We start from the raw sequence: 14,314 nt of genomic DNA on the forward strand, positions 1-14,314 counted from the left end.
CCCGCGCCGCGCGCCGCCTGGCCGGGCACGCCCTCGCGCTGACCCCCGACGACCGCTGGGCCCGCGACACCTGGATCGCGGCCCGCGACCTCGTCGAGACGGTCGACCGGGGCTGGACCTTCCGCCCGCGCGCCACGACCCGCCGCTACCTGCCGCGCCCCGACGCCGTCGTCTCGGTGCTGGCCCAGTCGCTGCCGCACACCTCGGGCGGCTACGCCACCCGCACCCACGGCGTCCTCACCGGCCTCGCCGCCCGCGGCTGGGACGTCGCCGCCGTGACCCGTCCCGGGTTCCCCTACGACCGCTGGCCGGCGGGGGACACCACGGTGGTCGACCCCGTCGACGTCGTCGACGGCATCCCCTACCGCCGCCTGCTCACCCAGACCCGCAAGTACCCCCAGTTCCCGCTCCGCGACTACGTCGACCCCTACGCCGCCCAGCTCGAGCTCCTCGTCCGCGAGCACCGCCCGGCCGTCGTCCACGCCAGCTCCTTCCACGTCAACGGCCTCGCCGCGCAGTCGGTCGCGGCCCGCCTCGGCGTGCCGTTCGTCTACGAGATGCGCGGCCTCGAGGAGCTGATGAAGGTCTCCCGCGACCCCGACTTCGTGACCTCGGAGCGGCACGCGTTCACCTCCGACCTCGAGACCGGCATCGCCCTGCACGCCGACCGCGTCCTCGTGATCACCGGTGCCCTGCGCGACCTGATGGTCGGCCGCGGGGTGCCGGCCGAGCGGATCGTCGTCCTGCCCAACGGCGTGCACGCCGACCGCTTCGAGCCGCGCCCCCGCGACGCCGCCCTGGCCGCCGAGCTCGGCCTCGGCGGCAAGACGGTCATCGGCTACGCCGGCGGCCTCGTCGACTACGAGGGCCTCGACCTGCTCCTCGAGGCCGTGCGCACCCTCGTCGCCCGCCGCGACGACGTCCACCTGCTCGTCGTCGGCGACGGCCCCGAGGAGGGCCGCCTGCACGCCCGGGCCGCCGACCTCGGGCTGTCCCGGCACGTCACGTTCACCGGTCGAGTGCCGCACGACGAGGTCGCCCGCCACCTCTCCCTCGTCGACGTCGCCCCGTTCCCGCGGCTGCCGCTGCCGGTCTGCGAGGCAATCTCGCCGATCAAGCCCTTCGAGTCCATGGCGATGGGCAAGGCGGTGGTGGTGTCGTCGGTCGCCGCCCTCACCGAGATCATCGACGACGGCCGCACCGGCCTCGTCTTCGAGAAGGGCAGCGCGGCCGACCTGGCCCGGACCCTCGAGCGCCTCGTCGACGACCCTGAGCTGCGCGGACGTCTGGGGGAGTCCGCCCGCACCTGGGTGCGGGCCGAGCGCGACTGGTCGAGCATCGTCGGCATCGTCGACGACGTGTACGCCGACCTCGTGGGGTCGCGGCAGCCGGCATCTTCGCGCTAGGTCCGCTCAGCGGCTGGGTCTGCGCGCCTTCGGCGCGGGGACGGGGTGCTCCGCGCGGGGGGGGGGTGGGGCGTGGCGGCCGGCCCTGGTCTGCGGAGTCACCTTCCGGGGAGAAGGCGATCCGGAGCGTCGCCGGGCTGCTCGGTCCCGTGGCTGGGCTGGGTGTCCGGCGCCGCACCTGGCTCGACTCCCCGGAAGGCGACCCCCGCAGCCCCGGCCGAGCCCCACGCCCCACCAGGTGCCCCCGTGCTCGTGTTGATGGGTTGGGGGGAGGGGTCAGGTGGTCCGGGTGCCCTGGCTCGCTCGGCCGCCGCTTGGGTCCGCAGGCCGCGAGGCCTACTCCTCGTCCCGGCTCTCGTCGATCAGCGTGGCGAGGTTCTGCAGCTCCTCCCACACCGGGCCGCCCTGCTCCTCCAGGTGCTGCATGTAGAGGTTGATGGCGCGCTCGTCGTTCTCCAGACCCTCCTGCCGGACGTACTCGTCGAACCCGGGCGGTGCCTCGCCGTGCGACTGGGTGTAGATGCTGAAGGCGAAGATCTCTTGGACGGCGTTCTTGCTCATGGCGTCGTCGAGGGACTTGTCGGCCTCCTCGAGACGCTGGATCTCGCCGAGCAGGGCGTCGAAGACGCCCTTGACGGGGCCGGTCAGGGGGTTGGAACCGATCGTGGCGTCGATGGCGCTGTCGGTGAGGGACTTCAGGACCCCGTCGAGCTTGATGCCGTCGCCGAGCAGGTCCTGCGAGCGGAGCAGGAGGCCCAGGTTGGTCGCGACCTGCTCGGGGTTGTCGCCGCGCTGGATCTGGTAGGTCGTCAGCTGGGCGATGAGCTCCTCCGGGTCGGTCCCGGACTCGTCGATCAGGTCCTTGAACGTGCTCGCCTCGACGAAGCCGTCGCGCGAGTTGTTCATGTACCACAGCGCCCACTCGGGGTCGTTCACGAGATCGTGGAGGTAGGGCGTGATGGGGTCGAAGTACATCGAGTCGGTGTTGGAGTAGCGGGCCTCCAGCAGCCGCATCAGCAGGTCGGGGCGAGCGCCGTCCGAGTCCTGCAGCGCGGCGAGGTGACGGTTCTTGAGCTCGACCAGCGTCTCGCCGTAGAGGTCGGCGAGGTGCTGGTAGTCGTCCTCGTTCATCGTGCCGCCCTCGGTCTGCACGTTGAACAGCCGGTTGAGCAGGTCGGTGACGTAGTCGTCGCTGGCGTGCTCGAGGACGTCGGCCAGGTCGGCGCCGCTCGAGCGGTCGTCCCACTGGTCGAGCATGTCGGTGTCCTCGTAGGCGTACTGGAAGGCCTGCGGGTAGAGACCGGGGGTGCCGAGGCCGTCGCTGAGCGAGGCGTTGTAGACCTCCGACTGGTTGGCCAGCGCGATCGCGTTGACCCGGCCGTCGGCCTGGTCGGACGCGGCGACGAGGGCCCACATCTTGGGGCCGTAGTCCTTCTCCATCCACTCCTCGGAGAAGTCGGCGAACTCGGAGTCGGGGATCTGGCTGATGCCGTTGGCGACCGTGTCGTTGAACCCCTCGAGGGCGGGCCACAGGTCCTCCATGTAGAGGTCGGAGTCCTTGAGACCCTCGTCGATCTGCAGGTAGAGGTCCTGCACGCCGCCGGGGCCGAGCAGGTCGACCAGCTGCTCGGAGTAGATGTCGTCGTCGGACTTCTCGCCGATGGCCTCGAGGGCGTCGTTGACCGCGTCGGCGTCGCCGTCCTCGAGGGCCTCGTTGAGGTCGGCGATGTCGTCCTCGGCGTCGGCGCGCTTCTCGTCGCGCTCGGCCTGCAGCTCCTGCTCGGCGAGGAGCTTGAGGCGGCTGTCCATCTGGGTCAGGCCGCCGAGCAGGGCCGCCTTGTCGATGACGGGGGCCTGGCCGGTGCGCCACTGCTCGATCTGGTCGTCGGTGACGCCGATGGGCTCCGACTCCTGGAAGGTGGTCGACAGCTTGGCGGTCTCCTGCTGGAGCCACATCTTCATGTAGCCGAAGTCGACCTCGAGGTTGTGCAGCGCCTTCTGGCGGTCCTCGGAGGCCTGGTCGACCGCGTGGTTGCGGGCGCGACCGGTGTCGGTCCGGTCGGCCTCGGGGTCCTCGTTGGCCGTCCTCGCCGTGGCGTCGGCGCGACCGACGGCGGCGTCGTAGTCGGAGTTGGCCGTCTCGAACTTCTGGTTGAGGCCGGGGAGCCGGGCCAGCGCGTCCTCGTAGTGGCCGGCCAGCGTGCGCAGGTTGGTGACGACCGGCTCGAGCTTGGTGTCGAGGGTGTGCATCAGGCCACCGAGGCCGGTCATCTCGGCCTTGATGGCGTCGGCCGCCTGCCCGGTCCACTGGCCGCCGATCTCGGCGGGTACGCCGGCCGCCGCCGTGCCCTTGGTGCGCAGGTGCTCGCGCAGGTGGCTGATCTTGGTGGCGACGGCCCGCAGGCCCTCGGGGTCGACGTCGAGGGTGAAGTGGTCGGGCATGGGTTCTCCGCTCGGGACAGCCGCTGGGCTGTGTCAGATCGTCGGCAGGTGGGACAGGTCGGTGTCGAGACGCTCGAGCGAGATCTCGAAGACGTTGGTGTTGCCGGCGATGAGCGCCGCGGTCTCACCGCAGAACTCGAGGGTCTGGCCCCAGGAGATGAGGTAGGCGTTGGCGCCGTCCTCGACGAACTGCGACATCTCGCCGCACGCGGTGATGGTGTCCATCCGGTGGCCGCCGACCTCCATCCCGCTGTTGTCGAACTCGGCGCTCAGGTCACGGAAGTGCTCGATGATCGGAGCGGCGACGGTGTCGGTCATCACGAGGTCCTCGGCCATGCCCGGCCCCCTACCCCTGGTGGGGCTGCTGAAACGGTCTCGCGGTCAGCGGGAGGCGACCGGGGTGACGGCCAGCCACCGGTGGCGCCACCCGGCGAGGGGTCGACCGTCGAGCGGGACCACCCGGCCGGAGGCGGGCTCGTAGCACCGGGGCGGCGCCTCGGCGGTGCCGGCACCGGCGTCGACGACGAGGACGACGTGGCGGGGGAGCCAGCGGCTGCCGACGTACAGCGCTCCGGCCCGTGGGGGAGCAGAACGAGACCAGCGGACGACGCGGGTGCGGTGCGGCGTGCCGGTGACGGCGGCGAGCTCGCGGGCGACGGCCCACGGCGGGGTGCCGAGGGCCCGCGGCCAGGGCAGCTGGAGGCGACCGCGCAGGCGGAGGCGGGTGAGCCGGCGGTGGGCGGCGAGGACGTCGGTGGTGAAGCTCGCGGGACTCGCGCCGGCGGCGACGATCATGCAGGCGGCGCCGCAGGTCCGGGCGTCGGGCTGGCGCAGCCCCGCGCCGGACGGGTTCACCGCCCGACCTGCCCGCGCAGCAACGCCACTCCCTGGGCCGCCTCGTCGGCCGACACCGCCGTGCAGCCGAGGCTGACGGCGTGCGCGACGACCTCTCGCTGGGCCCGCAGCAGGGCGAGCCCGCGGCGGACGAGCACCAGAGGCGGCTTGCGGTGCTCGCGGAGGTCGCGCACGAGGCGGCGCCAGAAGGTCACGACGGCGGTCTGGCGCACGCAGTAGGCCGCGGCGAGCAGACCCTCGGCCTCGAGCCGCGGGACGACCTCCTGGGCGAAGATCCCCTCGGCGACGACGTACGGCGACCCGTGCAGGTCGAGCCGCTGCCAGCCGGTGCGTCCGTCATGGGCGATGTCGTAGACCGGCACGTCACCCGCGCCCTCGCGGCAGATCGCGACCGCCGCGGCGACGGCGTCGTCGCACAGCCACGAGGCCGGGTCGTCCCAGTCGGCGATGCCGGCGTTGGCGCCGCTCGCGATGCGGGGGAGGGTCGGGTCGCTGCCGTCCTTGTAGAAGTCGTCGAGCCGGAGCACGGGCAGGCCGAGCCGCTCGGCGAGTCGCGACTTGCCCGACCCCGAGGGGCCGGCCAGGACGATGACCTGCGCCTGCATCGATCAGACGCCGATCGGGTGCCAGACGGTCTTGATCTCGACGAAGTCGGTCATCGTGTCGAGGCCCGGGGTGAGGGTCCAGTCGGGCTCGGCGGCGGGCGCGCGGCGGACGCGCTTGAGGTTGTCGGCCGCGGCGACCTCGAGGGCGGTGGTGAGCGTGGTGTCGCCCGCGACGCCGGTGAGGTCGATGGCGTTGACGTCCATGTGGGAGGCCAGCCAGGGGGCGACCGTGGCCGCCTCGCCGGTGAGGATGTTGATGACGCCGGCCGGCACGTCGGAGGTGGCGAGCACCTCGGCGAAGGTGACCGCTGGCAGCGGCCGGTCGTAGGACGACACGACGACGGCCACGTTGCCGGTGACGACGACGGGGGCGACGACGCTCACCAGGCCGAGCAGGGAGGACCCCTGGGGCGCGAGGACGGCGACCACGCCGGTCGGCTCGGGGGTCGACAGGTTGAAGAACGGCCCGGCGACGGGGTTGGCGTTGCCGACGACCTGGGTCAGCTTGTCGGCCCACCCGGCGTACCAGACGAGGCGGTCGATGGCGGCGTCGATCGCGTCGTTGGCCTTGGAGGCGCTGAGCCCCTCGGACTGCTGGACGGCGACGAGGAACTGCGGACGGCGGTCCTCGACGAGCTCGGCGACGCGGTAGAGGATCTGCGCCCGGTTGTAGGCGGTGCGGGCGGCCCAGCCGCCGGCGGCCTTGCGGGCGGCAACGACCGCGTCGCGGGCGTCCTTGCGCGAGGCGAGGGCGGCGTTGGCCACGAACTTCCCCTTGGCGTCGTTGACGACGTAGGAGTATCCCGACTCCGAACGCGGGAACGCGCCGCCGATGAACAGCTTGTAGGTCTTGCGGACGTCGACGCGAGCCATCAGAGATCGCCTCCCTCGAGATAGGCGGAGAGCCCGTGACGGCCGCCCTCGCGGCCCTGGCCCGACTCCTTGTAGCCGCCGAACGGGCTGGTCGGGTCGAACTTGTTGAACGTGTTGGCCCAGACCACGCCGGCCTTGAGCGCACCGGCCATGTGGAGGATGAGCGAGCCCTTGTCGGTCCAGACACCCGCGGAGAGGCCGTAGGGCGTGTTGTTGGCCTTCTCGACGGCCTCGGACGGGGTGCGGAACGTGAGCACCGAGAGCACCGGTCCGAAGATCTCCTCGCGCGCGATCCGGTGGGCCTGGGAGACGCCGGTGAAGATCGTCGGCGGGAACCAGAAGCCCCGGTCGGGCAGGTCGCACGGCGGCGACCAGCGGCCGGCGCCCTCCTGCTCGCCGATGTCGCTGAGCTCGCGGATGCGCGCGAGCTGCTCGGCGGAGTTGATCGCGCCGACGTCGGTGTTCTTGTCGAGCGGGTCGCCGACCCGCAGGGTGCCCATCCGGCGCTTGAGCCGGGCGAGCAGCTCGTCGGCGACCGACTCCTGGACCAGCAGCCGCGAGCCGGCGCAGCAGACGTGGCCCTGGTTGAAGAAGATGCCGTTGACGATGCCCTCGACGGCCTGGTCGATCGGTGCGTCCTCGAAGACGATGTTGGCGGCCTTGCCGCCGAGCTCGAGGGTGACCTTCTTGGTCGTCCCGGCGACCGCGCGGGCGATGGCCTTGCCGACCTCGGTCGAGCCGGTGAAGGCGACCTTGTCGACGTCGCCGTGGCCGACGATCGCCTGGCCGGTGCCGCCGGCGCCGGTGACGATGTTGACCACGCCGGCCGGCAGGTCGGCCTGCTGGCAGATCTCGGCGAAGAGCAGCGCCGTCAGGGGCGTGGTCTCGGCCGGCTTGAGCACGACGGTGTTGCCGCAGGCGAGGGCCGGGGCGATCTTCCAGGCCAGCATCAGCAGCGGGAAGTTCCACGGGATGATCTGGCCGGCGACGCCGAACGGCGTCCAGCCGAAGCCGGAGTGCTCGAGCTTGTCGGCCCACCCCGCGTAGTAGAAGAAGTGGGCGGCAACGATCGGGATGTCGACGTCGCGCGACTCCTTGATCGGCTTGCCGTTGTCGAGGGACTCCAGGACGGCGAGCTCGCGGCCGCGCTCCTGGATGATCCGGGCGATCCGGTAGAGGTACTTGGCCCGCTCGCTGCCGGGCATCCGCGACCAGACGCGGGTGTAGGCGCGTCGCGCGGCCTTGACCGCGGCGTCGACGTCGGCGTCGCTGGCCTCGGCGACCTCGGCGAGGACCTCCTCGGTGGCCGGGCTGATCGTCTTGAACGACGACCCGTGGCCGTCGACGAACTCACCGCCGATGAACAGGCCGTAGGACGGCTTGAGGTCGAGGATGCTGCGCGACTCGGGCGCGGGGGCGTAGTCGAAGGGGGTGCTCATGGGTGTCCTCAGTCGAGGGTGAAGTAGTCGGGACCGGAGTAGCGACCGGTGGTCATCTTGGTGCGCTGCATGAGCAGCTCGTTGAGCAGCGTGGAGGCTCCGAACCGGAACCAGTCGGGGTCGAGCCAGTCGGGGCCGGCGACCTCGTTGACCATGACGAGGTACTTGATCGCGTCCTTGGCGGTGCGGATGCCGCCGGCAGGCTTGACGCCGATCATCTGGCCGGTGGCCTCGCGGAAGTCACGCACCGCCTCGAGCATCACGAGCGTCACGGGGAGGGTCGCCGCGGGCTGCACCTTGCCGGTGGAGGTCTTGATGAAGTGGCCGCCGGCCATCATGGCCAGCCAGCTCGCCCGACGTACGTTGTCGAGGGTCTGGAGCTCGCCGGTCTCGAGGATGACCTTGAGGTGCGCCGGTCCACACGCCTCCTTGACGGCGACGATCTCGTCGAAGACCTGCTGGTAGCGGCCCGACAGGAACGCCCCGCGCTCGATGACCATGTCGATCTCGTCGGCGCCGGCCTCGACCGCGTCGCGGGTGTCGGCGAGCTTGATGTCGAGGGCCGCACGGCCGCTCGGGAACGCCGTCGCGACCGCGGCGACGTGGACGCCGGAGGTGCCCAGGGTCTGCTTGGCCGTGGCCACCATGTCGGGGTAGACGCAGACGGCGGCGACCTGCGGGCAGGTCGGGTCGGCGGGGTCGGGACGCATGGCCTTCGACGCCAGCGCGCGCACCTTGCCGAAGGTGTCCTGGCCCTCGAGGGTGGTCAGGTCGACCATCCGGATGGCGAGGTCGAGGGCCCGCGCCTTGGCCGTCGTCTTGATCGAGCGGGTGCCGAGCGAGGCGGCGCGCGCCTCGGCGCCGACCTGGTCGACCCCGGGCAGGCCGTGGAGGAACCGCCGCAGCGAAGCCTCCGACCGGGTGACGTCAGCGAAGTCCAAGGCGGTCGGGGGCATCGGGCCAGCATAGGGTTGCCCACATGGACGGCGACAACCCGGACGAGACCTTCCCGCCGACCAACGGTCGGGTCTTCGGGATCATCGCGCTGGTCGTCGGGGTGGGGGTCACGGTCCTCGGTCTCGTCGAGGGCGCGTGGGTGCTGGCCGCGGTCGGCCTGCTGTTCGCCGGGATCTCGTGGGCCTCCCTGCTGCGCCCGCGCGTCGCGATCGAGGACGACGCGCTCGTGCTCCGCAACATGGTCGACACGGTCCGGATCCCGCTGGCCGCGGTGGAGGAGGTCGTCGTGCGCCAGGTGCTGGCCGTCCGGGTGGGGGAGAAGCGCTACACCTCACCGGCCGTCGGGCGGCCGCGCCGCCAGATGAGCAAGGAGGACCTCCGGCTGGGCAAGGACGCCGAGGACCTCGGCCTCGGCGAGCGGGCGTTCGGGCTGTTCGTCCAGGAGCGGATCCGCGAGCGGGCCAAGGCCGCGCGCGAACGCCTGGGCATCCGGATCGCGTCGAAGGAGCAGGACGCCCTCGCCACCCAGGTCGTGCGCGAGCCCGCCGTACCCGAGATCGCGTGGCTGGCCGGCTCGCTCGTCGCCCTCGTCGTCGCCGTCATCCTCTGATCCCAGCGCGAGTCGGCGCAGGGACTGAACATCTGCGCCGACTCGGCGGGATCTGGGTTCAACTCTGCGCCGACTCGGCGTCAGAGGCCGGCGGCGGTGCGGATGTCGGAGCCGAGGGCGTCGAGCCGGCCGGCGGCGCTGATGCGGGCGGCCTCGACGCCGTCGTCGGCGCCGGCCTCGATGGGGACGACGACCTCGAGGTAGCACTTGACCTTGGGCTCGGTCCCGCTCGGCCGGACGATCACCCGGGCGCCGTCGGCGAGGTGGTAGCGCAGGCCGTCGGTCGGGGGCAGCGCCGCGGAGCCCTGGCCGAGGTCGTCGACGCCGAGGACGGCCAGGCCGCCGAGCTCGGTCGGCGGCTGCTCGCGCAGCCCCGCCAACGCCGCCGGGATCAGGGCGAGGTCGTCGACGCGGACCGAGACCTGGCCGGTGGCGTGCAGGCCGTGCTCACGCGCGATGTCGTCGAGGAGGTCGGTCAGGCCCCGCCCCTCGGCCTTGAGCTCGGCGGCGAGCTCGCAGAGCAGGAGCAGCGCGGAGACGCCGTCCTTGTCGCGGACGTGCTCGGGGTCGACGCAGTAGCCCAGCGCCTCCTCGTAGCCGAACGCCAGGCCGGGCACGCGACCGATCCACTTGAAGCCGGTGAGGGTCTCCTCGTGGGGCTGGCCGGCCGCGGCGGCCTGCTTGGCGAGCAGCGACGACGAGACGATCGACGAGGCGTAGGTGCCGGTGCGGCCGCGGGTGAACAGGTGGTGGGCGAGGAGCGCGCCGACCTCGTCGCCGCGGAGCATCCGCCAGCCGTGCAGCCCGGGTACGGCGGCCGCGCACCGGTCGGCGTCGGGGTCGTTGGCCACGACGATGTCGGCGCCGGTCTCCTCGGCGAGCGCCAGCGCCAGGTCCATCGCGCCCGGCTCCTCCGGGTTGGGGAAGCCCACGGTCGGGAAGTCGGGGTCGGGCTCGGCCTGCTGCTCGACGACGCGCGGCTCGCTGAACCCGGCCGTCTCGAGCACCTGCAGCACCGTCGTGCCGCCGACGCCGTGGAGCGGCGTGTAGACGATGTCGAGGTCGCGCGGGCCGTCCACGGCGAGACCCGCGACGGTGTCGAGGTAGTGGTCGACGAGGTCCTCGCCGAGCACGGTGCCGGGCCCGCCCCGCGGCACGTCGGCCAGGTGGCCGACGGCGTCGATGTGGCCGGCGATGTCGTGGTCGGCCGGCGGCACGATCTGGCTGCCGTCGCCGAGGTAGACCTTGTAGCCGTTGTCCTGCGGCGGGTTGTGGCTCGCGGTGACCATGATCCCCGCGGCGCAGCCGAGCTCGCGGATGGCGAACGCCAGCAGCGGCGTCGGCAGCGGTCGCGGCATGACCCACGCGGTGAACCCGGCCCCCGTCATCACCTCGGCCGTGTCACGGGCGAACACGTCGGAGTTGTGGCGGGCGTCGTAGCCGATGACGACCGAGCGCTGGCCGGACGGCCCGATCGCGCCCTCCTGCCGGAGGTAGGCGGCCAGACCGGCGGCGGCGCGGAGGACGACGACCCGGTTCATCCGGTGCGGACCGGCGCCGAGCGCGCCGCGCAGGCCGGCGGTGCCGAACTCGAGCATGCCGCGGAACCGGTCGGCGAGGTCGGCGGCCGACCCGTCGACGCCGGCCGGGACGTCGGCGAGCACCAGCGCGAGCTCGGCCCGGGTCTGCGGGTCGGGGTCCTCGGCCAGCCAGGCGCGGGCGCGTGCGACCAGGACGTCGACGTCGGGGCTCATGTGAGGCACCGTAGCGCCATGGCCGACCGCCCTCCGATCGCCCGGTCGATCGCCGCGCTGGCCGAGCGGATCGGCGTACCGGCGTTCGTCTCGGTGTGCGTCGACCTGCTCGACGGGGCGCCGCGGGAGCGCTACGTCGAGGAGCTCGGCTACCTCACCGGCCACGACTGGCAACGCGACGGCGTCCTCGACCACGACTCGTGGAAGGACTACTGGGTGCGGTCGTGGGGTGCCCGGGGGCTGCTCCACGTGTGGCACGACGCTGCCTCGACGGCGATCGTGCGCGGGCTCGGGGACGAGCACTACCGACCGGCCGAGATGTGCCTCAAGGTCGCCACCCGGCACGAGGTGGCAGGTGCGGGTGACGGCGCGGCGCGGCTGGCCGGGCACGAGCTGCCGCGCGTGCGGGCGCAGGCCGTGCGCTGCCTGGCCGTCTGCGGCGACAGCGAGCACGTGGACGTCGTGCGGGCGGCTCTGGACGACGAGCACGACGACGTACGGCGGCAGGCGGGTCGGGCGCTCCTGGCGCTCGAGCAGCGGCTCGACCTCTGACCACTGGCCAGGGGTCAGAGGTCAGTCGACGAACTTCTCGCCGTCGAACTCGCGGTCGGTGTTGTCGACCTCGGAGTTCTCGGGACGGTTGTCGGGGTCGAGGCGGCGCTCGCGCTCCTCCTCGATCTCGCGCCGCTCTTCCTCGCTGACCTCCATCTCTCGGAACTTCTTGCCCGGGTCGGCGGTGCCGACGCGACCCTCGTCGGCCTCGTCGTGCTCCTCGGTGCCTCCGCTGGCTCCGGCGGCTCCGGTGCTCTCGGCGTCGTCGCCGACCGGGTTGGCCTCGCTCTGCTCGCTGTCGTAGCTCATGCCCCGACGCCACCACCTCCCGCCCGGTGGGCGACCCACCCCTGCGGGCGAGAGATGGCGTGCGTCACGCAGGCCGGGGCTCAGGCCTCGATCGAGCTCATGTCGCCGTAGCGGTCGCCCACGACGGCGTCGGCCGGGACGGCCTCGGCGATCCGGGCCAGGTCGTCGGCGGTGAGGTCGACGTCGGCGCCGCCGAGGTTCTCCTCGAGGTAGGCGACCCGCTTCGTGCCGGGGATGGGGGCCACGTCCTCGCCCTGGGCGAGGACCCAGGCGAGCGCGAGCTGGCCGGGGGTGCAGCCCTTTTCGGCGGCGATCTGCTTGACCTGCTCGACGAGGGCCAGGTTGGCGTCGAGCGCCGCGCCGTTGAGGCGCGGGAAGCGGCTGTTGCGGGAGTCGTCCTCGGACAGCGAGCCCTTGCTGATGGCGCCGGTGAGGATCCCGCGGCCGAGCGGCGAGTAGGGGACCAGGCCGATGCCGAGCTCGCGCAGCAGCGGGAGGATCTCGGCCTCGAGGTCGCGGGTGAAGAGGGAGTACTCGGTCTGCAGGGCGGTGATCGGGTGCACGGCGTGGGCGCGGCGGATCGTGTCGGCGCCTGCCTCGGACAGGCCGAGGTGGCGCACCTTGCCGGCGTCGACGAGCTCCTTCATGGCACCGACCGTCTCCTCGATCGGGACGGTCGGGTCGACGCGGTGCTGGTAGTAGAGGTCGATGTGGTCGACGCCGAGCCGCTGAAGGGAGTCGTCGCAGGCGGTGCGGACGTAGTCGGGCTTGCCGCTGATGCCGAGGAAGCCGCCGTCCTCGCTGCGGACGTTGCCGAACTTGGTCGCGACCACGACGCCGTCGCGTCCCTGGCTGCTCTCGCCGATCGCCTTGCCGACGAGGCGCTCGTTGGTGAAGGGGCCGTACATGTCGGCGGTGTCGAGGAAGGTGACGCCGAGGTCGAGGGCGCGGTGGATGGTGGCGATGCCGCCGGCCTCGTCGGGGGTCCCGTAGAACTCCGACATGCCCATGCAGCCGAGGCCGAGGGCGGAGACGTCGAGCGGGGAGGTGATGCCGAGCGTGCGGGTTCCAAGGGTCATGTCCTCCACTCTCGACCTTTGAGCGCGCTCCAAGTCAAGCCAGCAGCAGCGCGCGAGGGACGAGCACGCTGCGTGGGCTGGCGCAGGTTGAGCGAGCGACGCGGGTGAGCCTGCGAACCCGCGCGAGCGAGTCGAAACCACCACAGTGGCGTGGACGAGCACGCTGCGTGGGCTGGCGCGGGTTGAGCGAGCGACGCGGGTGAGCCTGCGAACCCCGGGCGAGCGAGTCGAAACCACCGCAGCAAGAGTTCAACCGGGCTGGGCACCAGAGCCAGGGGCTCAGGCGGCGCCCTCGCGCCCCTCGATGGCGTCGGCGTAGATGCCGATCTTGTGGTCGATCGCGCCGAGGTGCTCCTGCACCTCGGCGAGCTGGGCCAGCACCTTGCGCCGGTGCTCACGGAGCAGCTCGAGCCGGGCGACCTCGGTGCCGACACCCTCACGGACCAGGTCGGCGTAGCGGCGTACGTCGCGGATCGCCATGCCGGTGGACCGCAGCCGGGTGACCAGCTCGATCCAGCGCAGGTCGTGGGGGCCGTAGCGGCGGTGCCCGCTGGCGGCCCGGGCGACGGGGCGGAGGAGCAGCCCGTCCTTCTCGTAGTAGCGCAGGGTGTCGGGGGTGAGTCCGAGCCGCTCGGCGGCGGCGGCGATGGTGAGCCCGTCGGTCATGGGCCCAGTGAAGCCTGGAGCACGCTCCAGATCAAGCGCGCCAATAGGCCGGGAGGTTGGCGCCGAGCTCGACGAAGAGCGCCTGGTTGAGGCCGAACACGACCTTGACCTCGTCGACGACCCGGGCGACGCCGGCCTCGTCGAGGCCGAGGCCGTCGAGGCGGGCACGGTAGGCGTCCTTGTAGGGCTTGGGCTTGGGGATCTCGGTGAAGGCGTAGAACGCGATGCCGGCACCGTCGAGACCGAAGGTGCGGTCCATGATGCGGCCGATGACCTGGCCGCCGGAGAGGTCGCCGAGGTAGCGGGTGTAGTGGTGGGCGACGAGCGCGCCGCCCCAGCCGGCTGAGGCCTCGTCGGCGGCCGCGACGATGCGGTCGCGGTAGGCGGTGGCGGCGGGGGAGCCGATCGCCTCGGCCGGTGTCGCGGGGTCGATGTCGGGCACCCAGTGGGCCAGGTCGGCGTCGACGGCGCCGAGGCGCTCGAGCGCGGAGTCGTGGACGGCGGCGACCATCGGGTCGGCGACGTGGGCGCGCACGGCCTCCTCGAGCGCGGCGTAGACGACGCGCAGGCGCAGCAGGTAGTCGGCGTAGGCCTGCTCGTTGAGGGCGCCCTCGAGCAGCTCGGACATGAAGGAGGAGCCCTCGGCCGCCTCGTGCTCGGCCTTAGAGCCCTCCCGCATCGCGGTGGACAGCGACGTCGCGGTGGCGGTGTCAGCAGTGATCGTCATGGGCGGCGTCTCCAGGGGGTGGCGGCGGGGTCCGAGGTTG

15 protein-coding genes are annotated in these 14,314 nt (G+C 72.4%); 3 read left to right on the plus strand and 12 right to left on the minus strand.

The genetic code is table 11. The annotated features are described in order from the left end of the window. The coding region (locus Q7T52_RS11545) for a glycosyltransferase family 4 protein (RefSeq protein ID WP_304802594.1) at positions 1 to 1,406 on the plus strand (1,406 nt) is incomplete at its 5' end. A gap of 336 nt (positions 1,407 to 1,742) precedes the next feature. On the opposite strand, the gene Q7T52_RS11550 is transcribed toward Q7T52_RS11545, so the two are convergent. Genes Q7T52_RS11550 through deoC form a run of 7 tightly spaced genes read right to left on the minus strand, consistent with a single transcriptional unit; the run spans position 1,743 to position 8,576 of the window. Continuing rightward, a complete protein-coding gene (locus Q7T52_RS11550; protein WP_304802596.1) occupies positions 1,743 to 3,848 on the minus strand; it encodes a WXG100 family type VII secretion target in 2,106 nt (701 codons plus the stop codon). A gap of 33 nt (positions 3,849 to 3,881) precedes the next feature. Continuing rightward, on the minus strand, positions 3,882 to 4,184 hold the full coding sequence (locus Q7T52_RS11555) for a hypothetical protein (protein ID WP_304802598.1): 303 nt from the start codon (positions 4,182 to 4,184) through the stop codon (positions 3,882 to 3,884). 45 nt (positions 4,185 to 4,229) lie between these two features. Then, the gene (locus Q7T52_RS11560; RefSeq protein ID WP_304802600.1) at positions 4,230 to 4,703 is read right to left on the minus strand and encodes a hypothetical protein; all 474 of its coding nucleotides are present in this window, start codon (positions 4,701 to 4,703) and stop codon (positions 4,230 to 4,232) included. Next, positions 4,700 to 5,308: an ATP-binding protein gene (locus Q7T52_RS11565; RefSeq protein WP_304802601.1), complete on the minus strand. Its 609-nt coding sequence runs from the start codon at positions 5,306 to 5,308 to the stop codon at positions 4,700 to 4,702. Before Q7T52_RS11565 ends, Q7T52_RS11560 begins: the two co-directional genes overlap by 4 nt. Positions 5,309 to 5,311: 3 nt before the next feature. Continuing rightward, positions 5,312 to 6,181: an aldehyde dehydrogenase family protein gene (locus Q7T52_RS11570; RefSeq protein WP_304802604.1), complete on the minus strand. Its 870-nt coding sequence runs from the start codon at positions 6,179 to 6,181 to the stop codon at positions 5,312 to 5,314. Continuing rightward, complete coding sequence (locus tag Q7T52_RS11575; protein WP_304802606.1) at positions 6,181 to 7,620, minus strand: aldehyde dehydrogenase family protein; 1,440 nt, start codon at positions 7,618 to 7,620, stop codon at positions 6,181 to 6,183. Before Q7T52_RS11575 ends, Q7T52_RS11570 begins: the two co-directional genes overlap by 1 nt. Positions 7,621 to 7,628: 8 nt before the next feature. Beyond that, the gene (gene deoC / locus Q7T52_RS11580; RefSeq protein WP_304802608.1) at positions 7,629 to 8,576 is read right to left on the minus strand and encodes a deoxyribose-phosphate aldolase; all 948 of its coding nucleotides are present in this window, start codon (positions 8,574 to 8,576) and stop codon (positions 7,629 to 7,631) included. A gap of 23 nt (positions 8,577 to 8,599) precedes the next feature. Between deoC and Q7T52_RS11585 the strand changes: the two genes are divergently transcribed. Then, entirely contained in the window at positions 8,600 to 9,187 is a 588-nt protein-coding gene (locus Q7T52_RS11585) for a hypothetical protein (protein ID WP_304802610.1), read from the plus strand. A gap of 80 nt (positions 9,188 to 9,267) precedes the next feature. Here the strand turns inward: Q7T52_RS11585 and Q7T52_RS11590 are convergent, their stop codons facing one another. Beyond that, positions 9,268 to 10,941, minus strand: a complete 1,674-nt coding sequence (locus Q7T52_RS11590) for a phospho-sugar mutase (RefSeq protein WP_304802612.1) — start codon at positions 10,939 to 10,941, stop codon at positions 9,268 to 9,270. 18 nt (positions 10,942 to 10,959) lie between these two features. Between Q7T52_RS11590 and Q7T52_RS11595 the strand changes: the two genes are divergently transcribed. Then, a complete protein-coding gene (locus tag Q7T52_RS11595; RefSeq protein WP_304802614.1) occupies positions 10,960 to 11,493 on the plus strand; it encodes a HEAT repeat domain-containing protein in 534 nt (177 codons plus the stop codon). A gap of 21 nt (positions 11,494 to 11,514) precedes the next feature. Here Q7T52_RS11595 and Q7T52_RS11600 read toward each other — a convergent pair whose 3' ends face one another. The 4 genes from Q7T52_RS11600 to Q7T52_RS11615 all read right to left on the minus strand — a co-directional run bounded on the left by Q7T52_RS11600 (position 11,515) and on the right by Q7T52_RS11615 (position 14,274). Continuing rightward, positions 11,515 to 11,802 (minus strand): hypothetical protein, encoded by a 288-nt coding sequence (locus Q7T52_RS11600; protein ID WP_304802616.1) that lies wholly within the window; start codon positions 11,800 to 11,802, stop codon positions 11,515 to 11,517. An 80-nt stretch (positions 11,803 to 11,882) separates the two neighbouring features. Continuing rightward, positions 11,883 to 12,881, minus strand: a complete 999-nt coding sequence (locus Q7T52_RS11605; RefSeq protein ID WP_304802618.1) for an aldo/keto reductase — start codon at positions 12,879 to 12,881, stop codon at positions 11,883 to 11,885. Between the two features lie 279 nt (positions 12,882 to 13,160). After that, positions 13,161 to 13,547 carry a MerR family transcriptional regulator gene (locus tag Q7T52_RS11610; protein ID WP_304802620.1) on the minus strand — a complete coding sequence of 129 codons (387 nt, stop codon included), beginning with the start codon at positions 13,545 to 13,547 and terminating at the stop codon, positions 13,161 to 13,163. Positions 13,548 to 13,578: 31 nt separating this feature from the next. Continuing rightward, the gene (locus tag Q7T52_RS11615) at positions 13,579 to 14,274 is read right to left on the minus strand and encodes a heme oxygenase (biliverdin-producing) (protein WP_304802622.1); all 696 of its coding nucleotides are present in this window, start codon (positions 14,272 to 14,274) and stop codon (positions 13,579 to 13,581) included. Positions 14,275 to 14,314 lie beyond the last annotated feature (40 nt).

This window comes from Nocardioides sp. (assembly GCF_030655615.1).
GTDB lineage: Bacteria > Actinomycetota > Actinomycetes > Propionibacteriales > Nocardioidaceae > Nocardioides.